At 47.6% G+C, this 19,086-nt stretch carries 17 protein-coding genes; 12 read left to right on the top strand and 5 right to left on the bottom strand.

The window, feature by feature from the left end:
• From FCL48_RS13105 to yqeC, 9 genes are all read left to right on the top strand, one after another.
• The gene (locus FCL48_RS13105; protein WP_136872734.1) at window positions 1-1,416 is read left to right on the top strand and encodes an FAD-dependent oxidoreductase; all 1,416 of its coding nucleotides are present in this window, start codon (window positions 1-3) and stop codon (window positions 1,414-1,416) included.
• A 41-nt stretch (window positions 1,417-1,457) separates the two neighbouring features.
• The gene (locus tag FCL48_RS13110) at window positions 1,458-2,018 is read left to right on the top strand and encodes a TrmH family RNA methyltransferase (RefSeq protein ID WP_240744842.1); all 561 of its coding nucleotides are present in this window, start codon (window positions 1,458-1,460) and stop codon (window positions 2,016-2,018) included.
• The gene (locus tag FCL48_RS13115) at window positions 1,996-3,378 is read left to right on the top strand and encodes an MATE family efflux transporter (RefSeq protein ID WP_136872736.1); all 1,383 of its coding nucleotides are present in this window, start codon (window positions 1,996-1,998) and stop codon (window positions 3,376-3,378) included. Before FCL48_RS13110 ends, FCL48_RS13115 begins: the two co-directional genes overlap by 23 nt.
• Window positions 3,379-4,106: 728 nt before the next feature.
• Entirely contained in the window at window positions 4,107-4,625 is a 519-nt protein-coding gene (locus FCL48_RS13120; protein WP_136872737.1) for a molybdopterin-dependent oxidoreductase, read from the top strand.
• A gap of 96 nt (window positions 4,626-4,721) precedes the next feature.
• Window positions 4,722-7,277, top strand: coding sequence for a PAS domain-containing sensor histidine kinase (locus FCL48_RS13125; RefSeq protein WP_136872738.1), 2,556 nt, complete (start codon window positions 4,722-4,724; stop codon window positions 7,275-7,277).
• A 166-nt stretch (window positions 7,278-7,443) separates the two neighbouring features.
• On the top strand, window positions 7,444-8,241 hold the full coding sequence (locus FCL48_RS13130; protein ID WP_136872739.1) for a xanthine dehydrogenase family protein subunit M: 798 nt from the start codon (window positions 7,444-7,446) through the stop codon (window positions 8,239-8,241).
• Window positions 8,231-8,680: a (2Fe-2S)-binding protein gene (locus FCL48_RS13135; RefSeq protein ID WP_136872740.1), complete on the top strand. Its 450-nt coding sequence runs from the start codon at window positions 8,231-8,233 to the stop codon at window positions 8,678-8,680. The genes FCL48_RS13130 and FCL48_RS13135 overlap by 11 nt, the downstream gene beginning before the upstream one ends.
• Window positions 8,680-10,965, top strand: coding sequence for a xanthine dehydrogenase family protein molybdopterin-binding subunit (locus FCL48_RS13140; RefSeq protein WP_136872741.1), 2,286 nt, complete (start codon window positions 8,680-8,682; stop codon window positions 10,963-10,965). The genes FCL48_RS13135 and FCL48_RS13140 overlap by 1 nt, the downstream gene beginning before the upstream one ends.
• A gap of 19 nt (window positions 10,966-10,984) precedes the next feature.
• On the top strand, window positions 10,985-11,716 hold the full coding sequence (gene yqeC, locus FCL48_RS13145; protein WP_169309210.1) for a selenium cofactor biosynthesis protein YqeC: 732 nt from the start codon (window positions 10,985-10,987) through the stop codon (window positions 11,714-11,716).
• Between the two features lie 45 nt (window positions 11,717-11,761).
• On the opposite strand, the gene FCL48_RS13150 is transcribed toward yqeC, so the two are convergent.
• The gene (locus tag FCL48_RS13150) at window positions 11,762-12,544 is read right to left on the bottom strand and encodes a sugar phosphate isomerase/epimerase (RefSeq protein ID WP_136872743.1); all 783 of its coding nucleotides are present in this window, start codon (window positions 12,542-12,544) and stop codon (window positions 11,762-11,764) included.
• A gap of 181 nt (window positions 12,545-12,725) precedes the next feature.
• Window positions 12,726-14,642, bottom strand: coding sequence for a bifunctional glutathionylspermidine amidase/synthase (gss, locus tag FCL48_RS13155; RefSeq protein ID WP_136872744.1), 1,917 nt, complete (start codon window positions 14,640-14,642; stop codon window positions 12,726-12,728).
• 590 nt (window positions 14,643-15,232) lie between these two features.
• Here gss and minC point away from each other — a divergent pair.
• From minC to minE, 3 genes are read left to right on the top strand one after another with little or no spacing between them, the layout of a single operon-like run.
• Window positions 15,233-15,964 carry a septum site-determining protein MinC gene (minC, locus tag FCL48_RS13160; RefSeq protein WP_169309211.1) on the top strand — a complete coding sequence of 244 codons (732 nt, stop codon included), beginning with the start codon at window positions 15,233-15,235 and terminating at the stop codon, window positions 15,962-15,964.
• Window positions 15,965-16,012: 48 nt separating this feature from the next.
• Window positions 16,013-16,828 carry a septum site-determining protein MinD gene (gene minD / locus FCL48_RS13165; RefSeq protein ID WP_136872746.1) on the top strand — a complete coding sequence of 272 codons (816 nt, stop codon included), beginning with the start codon at window positions 16,013-16,015 and terminating at the stop codon, window positions 16,826-16,828.
• A 3-nt stretch (window positions 16,829-16,831) separates the two neighbouring features.
• The gene (minE, locus tag FCL48_RS13170; protein ID WP_136872747.1) at window positions 16,832-17,095 is read left to right on the top strand and encodes a cell division topological specificity factor MinE; all 264 of its coding nucleotides are present in this window, start codon (window positions 16,832-16,834) and stop codon (window positions 17,093-17,095) included.
• Window positions 17,096-17,300: 205 nt separating this feature from the next.
• Here minE and FCL48_RS13175 read toward each other — a convergent pair whose 3' ends face one another.
• From FCL48_RS13175 to FCL48_RS13185, 3 genes are read right to left on the bottom strand one after another with little or no spacing between them, the layout of a single operon-like run.
• On the bottom strand, window positions 17,301-17,798 hold the full coding sequence (locus FCL48_RS13175; RefSeq protein ID WP_136872748.1) for a protein-export chaperone SecB: 498 nt from the start codon (window positions 17,796-17,798) through the stop codon (window positions 17,301-17,303).
• The gene (locus FCL48_RS13180) at window positions 17,795-18,190 is read right to left on the bottom strand and encodes a helix-turn-helix transcriptional regulator (RefSeq protein WP_136872749.1); all 396 of its coding nucleotides are present in this window, start codon (window positions 18,188-18,190) and stop codon (window positions 17,795-17,797) included. Before FCL48_RS13180 ends, FCL48_RS13175 begins: the two co-directional genes overlap by 4 nt.
• Window positions 18,187-18,618, bottom strand: coding sequence for a hypothetical protein (locus tag FCL48_RS13185; protein ID WP_136872750.1), 432 nt, complete (start codon window positions 18,616-18,618; stop codon window positions 18,187-18,189). Before FCL48_RS13185 ends, FCL48_RS13180 begins: the two co-directional genes overlap by 4 nt.
• Window positions 18,619-19,086: the final 468 nt, after the last annotated feature.

Below are 19,086 nucleotides of genomic sequence, written 5' to 3' on the forward strand. Positions count from 1 at the left end.
ATGAATCAGAATCTTTTTCAATTTATAGAAGTTGAACGGGTGGATCCGCAAAAAAAAGCTATCGAGCGGCGCCGTCATGAATTTGTGGAAATTTATAATCCCTTCCAGACAACCCAGGTGCAAATGCAGGCGGATCGCTGTCTTGACTGCGGGAATCCGTATTGCGAGTGGAAGTGTCCTGTTCATAATTACATCCCCGATTGGCTCCAGCTTGCCAATGAAGGACGGATTATTGAGGCGGCCGAGCTCTGTCATGAGACGAACAGCCTGCCGGAGGTCTGCGGACGGGTCTGTCCCCAGGACCGCCTCTGCGAAGGGGCATGCACGCTGAATAACGACTATGGTGCGGTTACCATTGGAAATATAGAAAAATATATCGTCGATACCGCTTTTCAGATGGGCTGGAGACCCGATCTGTCCAAGGTTGTCAAAACCGATAAAAAGGTTGCCGTGGTGGGAGCGGGGCCCGCTGGAATCGGCTGTGCCGACGTTCTGGTGCGAAATGGTGTCCAGCCTGTGGTCTTTGATAAACATCCCGAGATTGGTGGTCTCCTTACTTTTGGTATTCCTGCCTTTAAACTGGAAAAGAGGGTAATGGAACTCAGACGGAAAATATTCACCGAGATGGGGATTGAGTTTCGCCTTGGGGTGGAGATAGGAAAAGATCTGGATTTTTCCGAGTTGCTGGAAGAGTTTGATGCCGTTTTTGTGGCAACAGGCACCTACACCTCGATGCGGGCAGGACTGGATGGTGAAGATGCTGCAGGGGTGTATGCCGCTCTTGATTACCTTATTGGTAACACCGATCATCTGATGGGCATCAAGCGCCCGGATTATCCTTATGTCAACCTTGAAGGTAAACGGGTTGTGGTGCTTGGCGGTGGAGATACTGCAATGGATTGTCTGCGTACCGCTGTTCGTCAGGGTGCCCGTGATGTGGTCTGCGCTTATCGCCGGGATCGCACAAACATGCCGGGATCAGTGCGCGAGGTTGCCAACGCCGAAGATGAAGGCGTCCGCTTTCTCTTTAACCTGCAGCCTGAGGCAATTGAGCTTAATGCAAACGGAGATCTTACCGGGGTAAAGGTCGTCTCCACTACATTGGGTGAGCCCGATGAAAAAGGGCGCAGGCGGCCGGTTCCCGTTCAGGGTTCAGAGACGGTGCTGGAAGCGGATTGTGTGATCATGGCCTTTGGCTTCAGGCCGAGTCCTCCTGGCTGGCTTGTGGAAAATGGTGTGAAACTGAGTGATCGAAGCCTTATTGTGGCCCCGGCTGAAGCAGCATTTGCTTTTCAGACGAGTAACGAAAAAATCTTTGCCGGTGGAGATGCGGTCCGAGGTTCCGACCTTGTGGTTACAGCCATTGCAGAGGGGCGGACAGCGGCGGAAAGCATTCTTGAATATCTTGACGTGTAATATCGGGTTGTTCTAAGATTTTTTCAGATGGGAATTCAGTTGTGGCGAAAAGTGCAAAGGAGAAGTTGCGGCTGACACGCAAGTGGGCCGCACGGCAGTATGAAAAACACCGACGCCACAACCTCGTTTACGCCACCCCTGGAGTACATCACTTTGTTATTGTCCTCGATAATCTGAAGCCGTCCTTTAATATCGGCAAAATATTTCGCAGTGCCGATGCCTTCGGGGCAAGAGAGGTCCACCTGATTGGAATTGATTATTTTGAGGTAAAGGCGGCGAAAGGTTCCTTTAAATGGGTTCCGGCCCTCTTTCACCGGGATTTTGACGCCTGTTATCAGGACCTGATTGGAAAGGGTTATACCATGTATACGCTGGAGCCGGGCGAGGGGAAGCCCGTGGGGCAGAGCAAGCTCCCCGGCAAGAGCGCCTTTATTTTCGGGCATGAAGAGTTTGGCATCAGTTTTGACCCTGCCCGCTACGATGGAATTCGCAGTCTCTCCATTCCCCAGTATGGCAGGGTCGGTAGCCTCAATGTGAGTGTTGCCGCATCTGTGGTGATGTACGAGTATCTGCGGCAGCATGCAGCAGAAAGTGTCGGTTGATCGGGTGGCAGACGAGACGACATCCATTCATATCCGTAAGTTTTTAGAGACTCCCGGAAAATCCTTTTTCCTGCTCTGGATACCTGTCCTGTTTTCAATGGTGGCAGAGCCACTGACGGGGCTTGTCGATACAGCTTTTGTGGCAAGGCTTGGAGTTGAAGCCCTTGCTGCACTGGGTGTTGGTACAGTTGTTCTCAGTAGCGGGCTCTGGTTATTTAACTTCTTAAGCGTTGGCAGCCAGACGGAAGTTGCTCAGGCCCTCGGACGAAAGGAGCTCTCGCAGGGGAGAAAAATAGCAAGTCTTGCCCTAATACTGGCTGTTGGCATCGGAATATGTATCTCTCTTCTTCTCTATGTGTCTGCATCTCAGGTTGCCAGTTTACTGGGTGCGACTGCTGTAATTCATCAGTATGCCGAGACCTATATCCAGATCCGAGCCTTTGGCGGTCCGGCGGTTCTTGTGACGATAACATCCTTTGGCCTTTTATATGGACTTGGGGATATGCGCACTCCTCTAGGGATTGCTGTAGGTGTCAATGTAATGAATATCGGCCTTGATTTCCTGTTCATCTTTGGTATGGGCCCTCTTCCCGCTTTAGGTATTGCCGGTGCTGCACTGGCCAGCAGCTTGAGCCAGGTTTTCGGAGCAATTGTCTGCGGATATGTGGTCTTTAAGAAGCTGGGGTTTACCGCTGACATTGAGCTGGGCCACTTGACGAAGATGCTGAAAATAGGACGGGATATGTTGTTTCGAACAGGATCACTTATTCTTTTTCTCCTGCTGGCAACCCGGCTGGCAACTCAACTGGGGCCTGAGTCCGGGGCTGCACATCAGGCAATCCGCCAGGTGTGGGTCTTTACCGGTTTTTTTCTTGATGCAACTGCAGTGGTGGCCCAAAGCGCCATTGGTTTTTATGTTGGTTGTCAAAAGGTGGTCCAGGCGAGAAAGGTGGCATGGCTTGTCTGCGGCTGGAGTCTGTTTATTGGCGTCCTGCTCATGGCAGCAATGATCGCAGGTAAAGACTGGGTGGCAACGGTGCTTCTACCTGAGGGGGGCGCCAGTCTCTTTTCCTTGGCCTGGATCATTGCCGCACTTTTCCAGCCTGTCGCAGCAATAGCCTTTGTCACCGACGGCATTCACTGGGGAACGGGGGATTTTAAATATCTTCGTAATGTGGTGATTGTGGCGACCCTCTGCGCCTCTTTTTGTCTCGCAGTCGTTGAGATCCTGCAGCTTGATTCCCTTGCTGTCATCTGGTGGATTACCGGCGGTTGGCTTGTGATCAGGGCACTCTTTGGTATCCTGCGAATCTGGCCGGGTTCTCCACGCAGTCCCCTTTTTGTGATAAACAGGTCCTGATTTTCTTCAGCGCTTTTCTGACACCTCTATAATTCCCCAAAAGTATCGTAGATAATCATCTATTTATAACCGGATTTTTATACAATCGTAACACGACTTTACTCCTGTGTTGTCAATCAATGCCAGTAAAGGAGGAAAAGATGCATTTACACTTCAGGACCTTATGGATCTATATACACACCTGGGTGGAAAAAATCTGAAGAGCAGGCAGCTATAAGATTTTTTGCAGAAAACAGATTCAGATTATCTGTAACTGGTGGGAGATATTTTCGATTTGTGGCAACTCGATTCCAAGGGGTACTGGCCAGAGAGCAATGACCGTATTCAGCCCCTTCGGGGTCTTGTTCATCAACTGGCAAGGCTGCCGAAATGTTCAATAATTCAAGGTTCTCTACAGTAAAGGAGCAGAAATAACTCTGCTTTAATTACAAAATATGTGGTGCATGTTATCGCAATTGCTAGTATTCCTATATTTTTCCTGTTCATAATCTTTTAGTTTGTGATAGACTGTTAGTTAGGACGCCATTTTGTCTTCAGCCACTATGCAGCCAGTGAAGACGCTGGCGGTCTTTGTTTTACATCGTCTGCAGCAGCAAGGATACGGTCGTGTCTTTATATGGTTGGTGCTTCATTGTTTGAACTCTCCAGGAGGAGCCTGTCGTGAGGTGGCCAGTTCCTGCTGTGGCTGATGGTAGTCAATTTGCTGTAACAAGAGAAAGACACCTATTATGAGAGTTGTTTGGTTGTTGATGATCCTGGCACTGTTTCCGGGCTTGTCCATTGCAAAAGAAGTAAAACTGACGGATATCTCCCTTGCTCCTCTTACTGGCAGCAAGGTTATCCTGAGGGTCACTACTCCCTCCGGTGAGAGAACATATACCCACGCTCAGCTAGAAGCCCTCGGACTGAAAAAAATGAGCACAACGACATATTGGCCGGAAGACTCCGGGGAGTTTGACGGGGTGCTGTTACAGGATTTACTCCGTGATGCAGGCATTGAAGATGCAGTGGAAGTAGAAATTACCGCTCTGGATAATTATATGGCAATTATCCCCCAGTATGACTGGCGTAACTGGGATGTTATGCTGGCAACACGGTACGAACAAAAAATGATGCCAATCCGCAATAAAGGCCCTCTCAGAATCATCTATCCAAAGGATCGGGGAGGGAAAATTGCTGACAGTAGTATGCGTTTACGGTGGGTTTGGGCAATACAATCCATTGACCCGGTGTATCTCAAAAATTGAGTGGAGATAGAGTTGATGAGTAAACTACATGCCGTGGTGTTTACACTCGGTATATCGCAATGTGTCTATCGACTATTTTTTATGACAAGGTTTTGAATGCGGGAAAAACGTAATAACAGTTTTTATCTGTCAATAGTTGTGATTTTCTGCATCAGTGCAGGGGCTGGTGCTTATATTTACCATTCCTTGTCACAACTCGGTAAAGACCTGACAGATGAGATCCATGAAACATATTTTCATTCGAATAAACTCGAGCTTGATACGGCGAAGCTCCGTCTGCTTGTTGAGCAGTTTTCAAATAATCCTTCCGAGGAAATTTATACAGCTCTGGTGGAGGCGATCGATCTTATTTATCTTCGTGTCGGTGTCGTCGTCAAATCCAGTGAGTACTTCAGTCCTGCGATAAATGATGTTTCGACAAAGCTCTATCCTCATCTTGAGCTGATTGATGCAAAGATCTCGGCAGGGCGAGAAAAAGCCCACCTGGCTCTTAGTGATATTAAAAACGGACTCAGTGGCCTGGTGGCATCGGAACAGGAGGTTTCCCGGCTGTTTAATATTCATGTGCAGAAAAGTATTAGCGATTCCAATCGTACCATAGATCATGAAATCCGGTTGATTGTGACATTTTTCACACTGATGGTAATTTTGCTCATCACACTGGTTATCCTTTTTTATCGCAAATCTGCAATTACAGCAGAGCTCAAAAGAAGTCAGGAGAATCTTCGCAGGATCGTGGATCGTATTCCCCATAGGATTTGCGTGCGTGACAGTATGGGTAAAATTGTTCTTGCCAATGAGACCGTGGCCCGGGAGTTTGGGCTTCCTGTTCCGGAGCTGACGGGTTCCTACTATGCGGATGTCCATCCGGACAGGGCTAAGGCGGAAAAAATTCTGGCAGATGATAGGCTGGTGATCAGTCAGCAGAAAGCGATCCTTGATGCCGAAGATATTGTTGAAGAAGAAAACGGTAGAAAACGCTGGTACTCCGTGTCAAAGCTGCCTTTTACCAGCACAAACGATAACAACAAGCTCATCTTATCCATTACTCAGGATCTTACAACGCAAAAGAGCGCAGAGTTACGGGTACGTAGCAGTGAAGAGCGACTGCAGCTTGCTCTTGAAGGCGCCGATCTTGGGCTGTGGAACTGGAATCTGAAAACGGGTGTGGCCCACTACAGCGACCGTTATTACACGATGCTTGGCTACGCTGTTGGCGAACCTGGTAAAGAAATAACACTTTATGAAAAACTCATACATCCCGATGATCTGCAAAGAGTCAAAGAGGAACTGAAATACTATCTCAGGTGCAACAGTGGTAACTGGTCGATCCAATATCGTCTGCGTAAAAAAGATGGAAACTACTCCTGGATCCTGAACCATGGCAAGGTCGTGGAGTGTGATACCGGAGGAATACCGTTACGGGCTGCCGGGACGCATCTGGATATCACTCAGACTGTCGAGGCCTCCGAAGACAAGCAGCTTCTTGAGGCCCAGCTTGCCCAGGCTCGGAAAATGGAGGCAATTGGAACACTTGCAGGAGGGATAGCTCATGATTTTAATAATATTCTGACAGCAATTCTCGGTTTTTCTGAACTTGCAAGAAATGGAATGGATGAGGGGAGCCAGCCAAGGGCAAATCTTGAAAAGGTTCTTACTGCCGGAAACAGGGCCAAGGATCTTGTAAAAAACATTCTGACCTTCAGCCGCACCTCAAGCCAGCAACGGCAGCCGGTGGAATTGCAGGTTCTGCTTAAAGACGTCATTGACCTGATGCGAGCCACACTACCGTCAACCATCGAAATCAGCCTGTACCAGGATGGTGACTTCGGGCAAATCCTGGCCGACCATAATCAGATTCATCAGATACTTATGAATCTCTGCACCAATGCCGCTCAGGCCATGGGTGAGACCGGTGGCCTGCTTGAATTATCGCTCGTTCAGGAGCAATTAGCGGAAGAAGATGTCGCAGGGAAGCCGGGTCTGACTGTCGGCTCCTATCTCCATCTTCAGGTCTCAGATAATGGTCCGGGAATTGATCCTGCTATTATTGACCGCATTTTCGATCCCTATTTTACCACAAAAGAAGTGGGTAAGGGTTCCGGAATGGGCCTTGCCATTGTCAAAGGAATTGTAACAAGCCATGAGGGCGTTGTATGGGCTGACAGTGAAAAAGGTAAGGGGACGACCTTTCATCTCTATTTTCCTGAAATATCTGCGCCTGCAAAAGAAGCCAGGGTGGCTGAAGTTGTCCTGCAAAGGGGCAGGGAGACTCTTCTTGTTGTAGATGATGAGCTAATGATTGTAGAAATGCTCAAGATGCTGTTCAGTGAGCTTGGTTACAGGGTGTTTGCCACGACCAATCCTCTTGGAGCGATGGATATTTTTAATCAAAGATACCAAGAGATCGACCTTGTCATTACCGATCAGACGATGCCAAAACTCACCGGGGAAATCCTGGCGGGTCGTATGCTGGAGATTTCACCGGAAATACCCATTATTCTCTGCACCGGCTACAGTGAAAAGATGAGTGAAGCACACTGCAGCCAGCTGGGTATTGCAAAGCTGGTTTTAAAACCGGTGGACACAGCCTATCTCAGTCAGGTTGTACGCCAACTTCTTGATAAGAGTAGACATACTAAAGATACGTAAGTAACGCCCCGGCACATGCCTCGTGTCGGCTCTGTTGATCATCTCCATTTTATTATGTCGTATTTCTTTGCATTTCATCTTCTTCTATCCTAGAGTGCTTCCGCCTGTCTGTTGGTGTTGAGTTAATTTTTTGATCTGAAGTTTTTTTAAAAGGAATCTTTTCATTATGCTGGAAATTGAAAATATCATTTTTCCCGAAAGTCTGGGTGATGCTTTGGCCACTGTAGAAACTGATCCGGGGGCAGTTGTTCTGGGCGGTTGTGGGTATTTACGTCTTGGTTCCAGAAAAATAGCAACCGCTGTTGATCTTTCAAAGCTTGGCCTGGATACCATAACAGAGACGGAGCACAGCTACGAAATTGGGGCAATGGTATCGCTCAGAACCCTTGAAACTGATTCTTGTATAAATGTTTTTGCCTCTGGAGCTCTGGTGCGGGCTGTTGAAAATATCGTCGGTATCCAGCTCAGAACCTGTGTAACCCTTGGCGGCAGTGTTGCCGGCAGGTACCCCTTTTCTGATCCCATAACCGCATTACTGGCCATTGATGCCCAACTTGTCTTTCAGGGTGCAGGCAGGATTTCATTGCAGGACTATCTTACAGGTAAAGGCCTGCGTGATATTCTGGTGAAGATCATTCTGCCAAAAGATGAGAGGGTTGCCGCATTTACCAGCATGCGTAAATCTACAACCGACTATGCGGTACTGAACTGTGCAGTCGCCAGGGTTGGTACGGACTTTAGGGTTGTTGTCGGCAGCAGGCCAAGCCGGGCAATACGCGTGGAAGCTGCCGAAAAACATCTGGCTGCAAACGGACTCACCAGGGAGACGGCAGAGCAGGCAGGGCTGCTTGCGGCAGAAAATCTGAGCTTTGGTGATAATCCGCGGGGAAGTGGTGAATACCGCAGAAAAATCTGTCCTGTTCTTGTTAAACGTGCGCTCATAGAGGTGTTAGATGCAGCTTGAAACAACCATTAATGGTAATACGGTGACGCTTGATTTTGCAGCGGGGGAATTTCTTTCCGAGACCCTCAGGCGTTATGGCTATCTCAGTGTCAAGGAAGGTTGTGATACCGGTTCCTGCGGCCTGTGTACCGTCTGGCTGGACGGAAAACCGACGCTGAGCTGTTCGACTCTTACCGCACGCATGCAAGGTCATGAAATTACAACCATTGAGGCCCTGGCCGGTGAAGCGGAAGAATTTGCCCGCTTTCTTGTAGCCGAAGGTGCAGAACAGTGTGGCTTTTGTGCTCCGGGCTTTGCCATGACGGTGCTTGCCATGAAACGTGAATTAAAGGAGCCGACGGTTACATCCATCAATCACTATCTTGCCGGCAATCTGTGTCGTTGTTCAGGTTATAAAGGGCAGATGAGAGCTATCGTAAAGTATTTGGGAGTCAAATAATGGACTACGTTGGCAGAAAAATCCCTAAAATTGATGGTATTGGACTTGTTAAAGGAACCCCAGCCTATACAAGTGATCTGTCAATTAACAATAACGCGCTTATTGTAAAAATACTGCGCAGCCCTCACGCCTCGGCCAGGATTACCAGTATTGATACCAGCAAAGCTCTTGCAATGCCAGGTGTTGAATGTGTGCTCACCTATAAGGACGTACCCCAGACACCCTTTACCCTTGCTGGACAATCCTACCCTGAGCCCTCGCCCTACGATCGCAGAATACTCGAAGATGTCGTTCGTTATGTGGGGGATGAAGTGGCCATTGTGGCTGCGGGGGATGAACCAACGGCTATCCGCGCCCTTGCTGCAATTAAAGTGGTCTATGAGGTTCTTACTCCGGTACTAGATGTTGAGAGTGCACTGGATAATGAGGTTCTTGTTCATACAGCCCAGCCCCACACCAATTTTGATGTGGGCTGTGATGCCAGTCGTAATATTGCTGCGGCCCATAGTCTCGAATTTGGCGATGTGGAAGCGGAGCTTGCCCGCAGTGAAGTTGTGGTCGAGCAGACGTACAGAACCCAGGCTCAGGCCCATGCAATGATGGAGACGTACCGGGCTTCGACGTCGTTTGATGTGCAGGGCCGCTTGCAGGTCATGACCAGCACTCAGATTCCCTACCATGTACGCCGCCATCTTTCCCACATTCTGGGGATTGCCAAGAGTAAGATCAAGATATTGAAACCTCGGGTGGGTGGAGGTTTTGGCGGTAAACAGACCGCATCTGTAGAGATTTTTCCGGCCATTGTCACCATGAAGACCGGCAAGCCGGCCCAGCTTGTCTATACCAGACAGGAAACCTTCAGCTGTACCACCAGCCGTCATGCCATGATTCTGACCGTGCGTATCGGTGCAGACAGGGATGGTACCATCAGGGTCGTTGATATTCATACCTTGTCAGACACCGGAGCCTACGGGGAGCATGCTCCAACCGTATTCTGGGTTGTGGGGCAAAAGACCCTGCCCCTCTATTCGTCTGTCTGTAGATACCATGGCCACGCCGTCTATACCAACAAGGCCCCAGGAGGTGCTCTGCGCGGCTACGGTGCCACCCAGGGGACCTTTGCCCTGGAGTCTGCGGTCAACGAGCTTGCAGAAAAACTTGGCATGGACCCTGCTGAATTACGCCTGAAAAATCTCATCCGTGAGGGTGACTCCCACGAAGCCCTGTCAGGATCAGTGGCCGGGGCCCCGGAGGTCCTTGCCAGCAGTACCCTGCATCGCTGCATTGAAAGGGGTATGGAGCTTATTGACTGGAAGAAAAAGTATCCAGGTAAGAATCTCGCACCTCATATCAAAAGAGGCTACGGGATGGCGGTGACCATGCAGGGCTCAGGTATTTCGAAAATTGATACTGGTTCTGTGACTATCAAGCTCAATGAAGATGGCTTTTTTACCTTGAGTCATGCAGCCTCTGATATGGGACAGGGGTCTGACACCATGCTCTGTCAGATAGCAGCGGAAATACTTGAAGTCGAGATGGAGCACATTATCGTTGCAAGTTTTGATCTCGACACCCTGCCTTATGATCCAGGCGCCTATGCCTCCAGTGGGGCATATGTCACCGGCAGGGCGGCAGTTATTGCAGCTGAACAGATGGTCCAGCAGATGCGTGAGGCGGCTGCACGCCTTCTCAAGCTCTCCCCGGCTGAGGTAGACTATGAAAATGGCATGTTTACAGGACCTGGGGAGGTGCAGATGAGTCTGTCAAACCTGGCCACAACACTCTGTTCCTTTGCCGGTATGGACCAGCTTGTCAGTAAAGGAACCTACGGTGGCGAGACCTCTCCTCCTCCTTTTATGGCGGGCTTTGCCGAAGTTGAAGTTGATCTTGAAACCGGTGAAAGCAGGGTCGTGGATTATGTTGCAGTGGTGGACTGCGGGACTGTGCTTAATGAAAACCTTGCAAGAATTCAGGTTGAAGGTGGCATCGTTATGGGTATTGGTCTTGGTCTCTACGAAGAGGTACGCTACAGCAGCTCGGGTCGCCTGGCCACCAACTCTTTTATGGAATATAAAATTCCCAGCCGCCAGGACATCGGTGAAATCAGGGTGGCCTTTGAAGAGAGCCATGAGCCCACTGGCCCATATGGGGCAAAGTCAATAGGTGAGGTGGTCTGCAATACCCCTGCACCGGCGATCACAGAAGCCATTTACAATGCAACCGGGGTCCGTTGCCGTAGTCTGCCCGTTACTGCAGAAAAAATTCTGTTACACCTGGGCAATTAGAGTGGTTGCGGAAAACCCCTTGTTTCTTGAAGCTTTTGGTCTTTTGCGAGGAGGGGTTGTCTCTATTGTGGGAGCAGGTGGAAAAACCAGCCTGCTCTTTCACCTTGGCCGTGAGGCCAAAAAGCAGGGGCTGAAAACCCTGCTGTCGACGACCACAAAAATGTATTCCCCGACGTCTGATCTCTACGATGTAATTGACCTTACAGGGGATGGGTTTATCAAAAATCCTCCCGAAAATCCTGGCATTTACGTCGCAGGCAAACCTTTTGCTCACGAAAAAATGACAGGTCTTGATGAAGATATCCTGGCCCGCCATTGCGGTATCTTTGATATGGTTCTCTTAGAAGCCGACGGTGCTGCCAGAAAACCCTTAAAAGGCTGGCTGGATTTTGAACCCGTGGTTCCCACCTTTACCACAGATACCATTGGAGTCGTGGATATACAGACGGTTGGCAGGGTGATCGATGAGAATCTTGTCCATCGTTTTGACTGCTTTGAAACAATCACGGGTGCTCGGCTAGGTGATACCGTGACCATTAATCATCTGGAAAAAATCATCAGTCACTCCAAAGGGCTCTTTGCAAAAAGTGTGGGAAACACAATCGTCTATATCAACAAGGTCGAGTCAGAACAGGACCTGTTTCACGCACGAAGCCTGGGAGCGTTACTGGCAGATCCTTTGTCTGCAGATCGCAAGGTGGTTGCAGGAAGTGTGCAGAGGTCATGGATAGAACAGATCATCCACCAGTGACGGTTGCAAATGCTGGCTAAAATCATAGAGACAACAGTGATAATCTCAGAGAAGCGGCTTCTCATCCCAGAGTTCCAGGACCATCTCCCGGTTCAGATTCAGATATTTTTGTTGCATGTGCAGATCATTGCAAAAAACTTCCAGGGTTATGGTGCTGTCGTAGCCGATAGTCTTTAATGAATGGACAGCATTCTGCCAATTCACGGTGCCGACACCTAATGGCATATGATCATCGGATCTCGCACGGTTGTCTGAAAAATGAACATGCAGGATCTGTTTTCCCAGCTCTCTGCAAAAAACCTCATGACCGTCCTTACCAAAGTTTGAGTGGCCGAAATCAAGATGTGCTTTTAGACCCACCACTTCGTTCAGTAAGGTTTGAAAAGTGGAAACCCGGTCAAAAGGGGCTTTGAAATTTTCGAATACCACTGTCAGCCCATGTGTTGCAGCCATTGCAACAATTGGCTGTAATACCTCAATATGAAAGGGGATCAAATCTTTTCTCATCGCCGGAGGGCAGACATAGCAGGGATGGATGTTCATGATCTTGGCCCCAAGTGCGGAAAAGATTCCTGCACACCGCTCCAGTTCTTTTAAACAGGCATCGCGGACCCCCTGGATGGGATAGGCGTAGGGAAGGCAGGGGTCGGTATGCCCGGTTATTGATAAGTTATAGGAATCAAGGATCGGCTGTAGTCGGGCAACATCAATGTCGGCGGCGTGAGGTCCTTCGATGGTTAAATCTAAAAAGTCAAAGCCGGCCTTGCCGCAGAATACAGCCTCATCATAGACTGATTTTGCCGGATTATTCATTAATCCTATTTTCATGACACCATCCTTACTCTGCTGTACTCAAATTTATATAAAAGGTCAGAAGGCGGGCAAAGAGAGGGCCAGTTGGCCCAAATAGGTACAGGCCTGCCTTTTGACTCTGGCCTTTGCCTGCTTTCGGTTTTACGATCCCTCCAGGGTGCAGACTGCGGTTGTTTTGCAGTGGAGTGAAATTGCATTAAAACGCCTCGGATAAAAACTGCTTGTCGCTGACAAAGCGCAGTGGCAGGCAGTCGCTGTCTTTGTTAATTACCATGGAGGTATCAGCACGTGTGCCGCTTCCTGCGTAGAAACCTGCTGCGGAAAAGGTACAAATCTGGGTGTAGTACCCGTCAACCCGGGGCAATGGACAAAGCTGCTGGTAAATTTTATTCTGCTCGGCAAATTTTCCTCTGGTCTCCTCAAGCACATTGTCCTCATGATCAAAAAGAGCAATATTGGCACCGCATCGCCCGACAATCGGTTTGGCCACATAACCGCTGGCCTGGAGTTCAGCAGTTACGGAAAACGAGGCGTTGAGCAATAGGGGATGATGGGGAAAGAGCAGCCATAAGACGGGGAGGATGGCTTTGTTGCTTGGAATAAGCGACCAGAGCGGTTCAAAGACCATGATATTTTTGTGCAGCAGAACATCGGAGAGTTTTACAGCCTGTCCTTCCACCCAGGAGGCGGCATATGTGTGTGATCCCGTGTCGTTTGCAGTTGCAGTGTCTGCCTGGAGGTCCTCGCGGATTTGATCAAGGGCCGTCTCCCAGGCCCAGGTTTTCCACACCGACTCGATGCGCACGCCTTCAGCGTCGATCACGTTACCCTGGGCATCCCAGACAAGGCCCGATAAACCGATTAACAGTTTACTGGACAATCCGGCCGCCCGTATTGCATCCTGCATAAATAGTGCATGATACTGCTCTTCCGGGTCTGTATCGCATAAAATATGGATAATAGATATAGAATCATGTTTTTTCCAGGTTTGCACCAGTTCCGCAAAGAGGTCCTTGCCGGCGTCTTCGCCATCGGTGACTTGATGATGGTGTGCCCATTTACCCTGGACCTTTCCGGCTTCCATATAGCAGGACGCCGAATCACAATTATACTCGTAAACTTTCAAGCCCTTTTGGGTCAGGGAAAAATCAAAACGGCTGGTGATTAAATGATTAAGCCGATTATCCCAGGAATGGCGGATTTTTGGCAGTATAGCCGGGGGTAAATTGAATTTCTTCAGTAATTCATCGTTGCTGAGTACGTACTCTGTGGCGTGCATAAATAATCCGTGCAGCTCATTTGTCGCTCGTTCAAGTTCCTCCTGGATTGAGTGTGGAAGGATAAAATAACGCCTCTGTTCAGAAGCAACAGCAGTTAAAAAATGTCCACCCATTGCCTCTACAAAGGCTGCCTCGTCCTCATTGGCAACGTTCAGCCATGTTTTCTTGTTGGATTTGCTTGGATGAGCCTGGGCACTTTTGATGGTGAAGAGCTGAGGATTTTTTTCTTTGGTCGGCTCGGCATAGGTATCCTCGTCTGTTTGTATCATCCAGCCTAAGATTTCGGCGTCACCATAGGAGCAGGTAACCCAGTATTCCCCGTCGCTTGTTACTTTGGCATGGAGTTGTCGGGAATAGTCGCCCTTATCCGGCCATAAATGTTGACCGACATTCTGTTCTGCGATGCGCAGATACTGATCGGTAACTTCGGTCACCACGGCAACGTGGCCTGTGCCCTCAAATTCGCCGCCTTTATTCCAGATCAACAGACATCCCGGCTCAGGATGCTTCTTATTGCCGTTAACAAAGGCGTTGAATGGCAAACGGGAGTTGGTTCTGATATCCCGCACCGAGCGGAGTTCAAAAATATTGTAGGCCATGGCGACATCGTCGAAGATATAACCTTTGTTGAGGTACAGCCAGCGTCTGGCAAATTCAACACATTGCCATTTGTAGCCCATAAAAATATTATCAACATAACTTCGATAGGAACTTCGTTTTGGGTATTGGCGTTCCGAAGCGGTGCTGTAGTCAGAGGAGTAGGCCGCAACATCTCCGGCGGCGTATCCTAATACAGTCCCGAAAGGTTGGGTTTTTGTGTCTGAATTGTTCAAGATGTTCCTCGATATATTTCAATCTTTTATTAAATATTATTGTAAAAACAGTTACATAGAAGCACTGTCCATGTGTTGCAGGTCTCAGTTTCAGTTTGTACAATAGTGATAAGGTCGTCAAAAGTCATCTTGCCTGCACAGGGGGTTAGAAAAAAAGTGTAATCTGATTTAATGTCAATATGTTACAAGGTAATGGGGGTGCTAACCTCGGATTCTATTAACGGTCCGATTGTAAAAAGACAGCTTTGCCTTGAACGTTAAACAAAGAAATGTTAATGGCATGTACAAGAAGTTTTCATGTGGTGTCGTTCAGGTGACCCACCTCCTGGTACTTTGGTAAGATTTCACCGTCTGGGGCCGCAAAAAATATTTTCACTTGTCTGCCAATGTTCGTGGTATGTTCTTGCTGACCTAACAATTAGATATTACAATAAAAAAAGAAAAACCACCCCGTTGTCAGAGTTACGGCAGACCTGCAAATAACTTGAATTCTCCGCCAATTCACGGTACTAGTAACAACTTTTGTAGATTATCAGGAACGATCTTTAACTCTAGTCAGACATATTCTTTTTTTCATGAATTCAGCCATAATGAACAGTCCCAGCGAAGAGGCGGCAACTTTAAAAGTGCGCACCGTCTCAATCATCGTGCTTGAGGTTCACTCAACAGACCTTAAAACGATAGACGAACAGATACGGGACAAGGCAAATAAGGGAGCTGGTTTTTTTAACAACGTTCCTCTTCTTGTTGATCTTGGTGAGTTGTGTGAGGAGTTTGACCTCACCTGGCTGTTAAGTGTCAATACGCTTCTCGCCTCCCGGGGTTTTATTCCTGTCGGAATAACCGGGGCTCCAAAATCCTTTGAAGAAGAGGCGCAGACCAATGGCATTATCATCTGGTCCTCCAAAAAAGCGGCTGTACCGGAACCGGCCAAACCTGAAGAGCCCCAGCCTGAAAAAGATTCAGTCAGCCCCGTACCGACAACAGCATCAGTTACCCAGATAATTGATCATCCCGTTCGTTCCGGACAGAGGGTTTACGCCAAAGGAAGTGATCTGATTGTCATGTCCACCGTAAATCCTGGTGGCGAGGTAATGGCTGACGGAAATATTCACATTTACGGAAGCCTCAAGGGACGGGCTCTTGCTGGGGTTAGTGGCCGCGAGGACGTCCGGATTTTCTGCCAGGATCTCCAGGCAGAGCTGGTTGCCATTGCCGGGTACTATACCATCAACGAAGACCTGCCCTCTACGAGACGGAACACAGCAGTTAAGATGTCTCTGAAAGGAGAAAGTCTGGAGATCGATCCGTTAATCCCATAAAGAACAATCCTTTCAATTAAGAATAAACGATGAGCCAAGAGGTAAACAATGGCAAAAGTCATAGTTGTAACATCAGGAAAAGGTGGCGTTGGTAAAACGACCTCCAGCGCAGCACTCGGAACAGGACTCGCACTCAGGGGCTATAAGACGGTTGTCATCGATTTTGATGTCGGCCTGAGGAACCTTGATCTCATCATGGGATGCGAGCGAAGGGTGGTGTACGATTTTATCAACGTTATCCGTCAGGAATCAAATCTTAACCAGTCCCTGATCAAAGATAAGCGTGTTGACAACCTGTATATCCTTGCAGCATCACAAACCAAGGACAAAGACACCCTTGATATTGAAGGCGTCGGGCGGGTCATTAATGAACTGTCACAAACTTTTGACTTTATTATATGTGACTCTCCTGCGGGCATAGAAAAGGGTGCTTTTATGGCAATGTACTTTGCCGATGAAGCGGTTATCGTAACCAACCCCGAGGTCTCATCGGTTCGGGATTCCGATCGTATCCTCGGTTTGCTTGCGAGTAAAACAGCCCGTGCCGTCAACAACCGCGATGCGGTCAAAGAGCACCTGCTGATGACCCGTTATGACCCGAGCAGAGTCGCAAAAGGCGAAATGCTCAGCGTCGAGGACGTCACAGACATTCTCGCCATTCCACTTCTTGGTGTTATCCCCGAGTCAGAATCAGTTCTCAGTGCCTCAAACTCTGGCAATCCGGTGATTCTTGACACCGAGAGTAAGGCAGGACAGGCATATGACGATGCGGTGGGCCGCTTACTGGGGGAAGACAGGATGCACCGTTTCCTGGAAATCGAGAAAAAAGGTTTCTTTCAGAAACTTGGCCTTTTCAGGAGCTAAGCTATGAGAATTTTAGATTTTTTTAGAAACAACAGAAAGACCTCCGCCTCGACGGCAAAAGATCGACTGCAGATTATCGTCGCCCAGGAGCGAATGACGAGAAACGGGCCGGACTACCTGCCCATGATGAAGGAAGAACTTCTGCTTGTTGTCCGCAAATATATCCAGGTTCCGGATGGCGCCGTTACCGTTAAGCTGGATAAAGATGATGATTGCGAGGTGCTTGAGTTAAACATCATGTTACCCGAGCAAGCCGAGGCCGAGTAGCCAGGTTGTATTGCAGACAATGCGGGGACCTGCATTGTCTGCTTACTGGATGTTATGCTACTTTTGATCTGCATCCTGGGGAACTTTGAGGAATTATGTTGCGCCCCTTACGATAATGCACAAAGTAGCGGTTTTTCTTAATGAGTTGAGATTTGAGTTTTAATGGAATTGTGATATCTTGTACCAAGAACTAAACATTATATGTTCAAGATATTTTTTTTGCAGACTTTGTTTTTGAGACTTTTTTCGTTTTCTGTTTTGTCTCTTTTGCTTGCTCCTTGAGGTCGTTTTTTTCTGGTAGACTGGCTTTTGAGTCTGGAGTTGGTAAAAATGATATTGTAGGTAATATCGTTGGAGGCCAAGGCCCTCTTGATGTAATTGTAATAATAAATTCCCTTGCTGCGCTATAGAGTATTGAGGCGCCATTGACTTTGAGCAGTTTTTCAGGATCAGGCCAATTCTCATCCACAGAGAACATACCAACTACTATCAGGTGGATGGCGTAAGGTATCCGCTTTGTTTCATCCTCTGGCATAGCTGTGATTTCTAGAGTAACCTGGTAGGTGTCATTGTCAGGGTCCTTATCTACAGCAACCTTGGTCTCAAAATCCATTGCTGCCGATTCTTCATCAGTAATGTTCGGGTCAGCTGAGACCTGCACAAAAGGGAAGAAATATTCTTTTACAATTAATGGTGGATTCATGCTCCAGCGTGCTCCAACATCTCATTAAATTGATTTTCAATTATCGGTTTTTGACGCCAGCGAGTTTTTACATCTTTATTACCATCAAATCTTCTAAACCATTTTTGGTTTTTCTCTTCTTGACCAGTCACATGAATAGTAAGTTTTCCACCAAGTGCATTCACTAGCTTGGTCATTGACGCAATGGTGAAATTGGCCTTTCCCTTGAAAACCTTGGTTATATATGCTTGTGAGGAACCGATGTGGTCTGCGAGTTCTTTCTTTGAAACATCTCTTTCCTCCATGAACTGATGAAGCTGAAGAGTGAATTCAAGTATGTTTTGCTCTGTGAGGTATTCTAGGTCGTCTTCAAAATCTGCCCAGAGATCTGAAAATGAAGTATATTCTGTCATGATATTTTCCCCTCATCATCAAAATATGTAAGATTGCCTGCTTTGTAAGATTCAGCGTACCCATTCTTGATCTTGATAATGCGATCTATTTCTAGTTTATTCGCTTTTTTTGTTTTCTTTATATGCTGACAACCACAGATTATGACCTTTCTTTGATGTTCTGCGTAAAACCAAAACAGTCGTAAGTCGCCTGCAATAAACTCAAATATTTTTTCTTTTTTGTTTGCTTCATGCGATTTCTCTTTCGGCAACAACGTTGGCCCTGCCTGCGTTGTCGCTACAAGTGAAAGAATAGCAAAAAGCCCTTTGAGAGAACCTCTATACTTTGGGTTAAGCTCATTACACCAAGCAAGTAGTGGTGATGTCCCATTCGGGTTACACACCTCATAGATAGTCCATTTTCCCTTTTTGACTTCTCTTAATTGCATACCCTGTTAACCTGTAGGTTAAGTGAAAGGCGATAAAATGTCAAGTCACAGATTGTGGTGTACTACAATTTTAAACGCACAGTCTGTAGCGCTGATATTTGCGATAATTGTTTGTTTTTTGGAAAATATTTAGTTGAATAACACCCCTGATTGTGTTTTTTTTATTTGCAAATGAAGCGACGTCGGTAATCAATCGGCTACTGGCAATTATCAGAAATAAAGAAGAGGTAGTTCCTTTTCACCTCATAACTTTTAGCCCATGAATATTTTAATTCCTTTGTTATCTTACGCGTACAAAACCTATACAGACATTGTTTGTGGTTTGGAGATATAGCAAGTTAACTATAGGTCTTAATAGCTTCTCAAACTCTTACCTATTGAGAGAGAAAAATGGCCCATTAGATCCAATTTCTAACCGTATAACCTGCAATTTTGATGTGGTATACAGATCTGGCTTACTCCCTACGA

Origin of the sequence: Desulforhopalus sp. IMCC35007, assembly GCF_005116575.1 — a bacterium.
GTDB lineage: Bacteria > Desulfobacterota > Desulfobulbia > Desulfobulbales > Desulfocapsaceae > Desulforhopalus_A.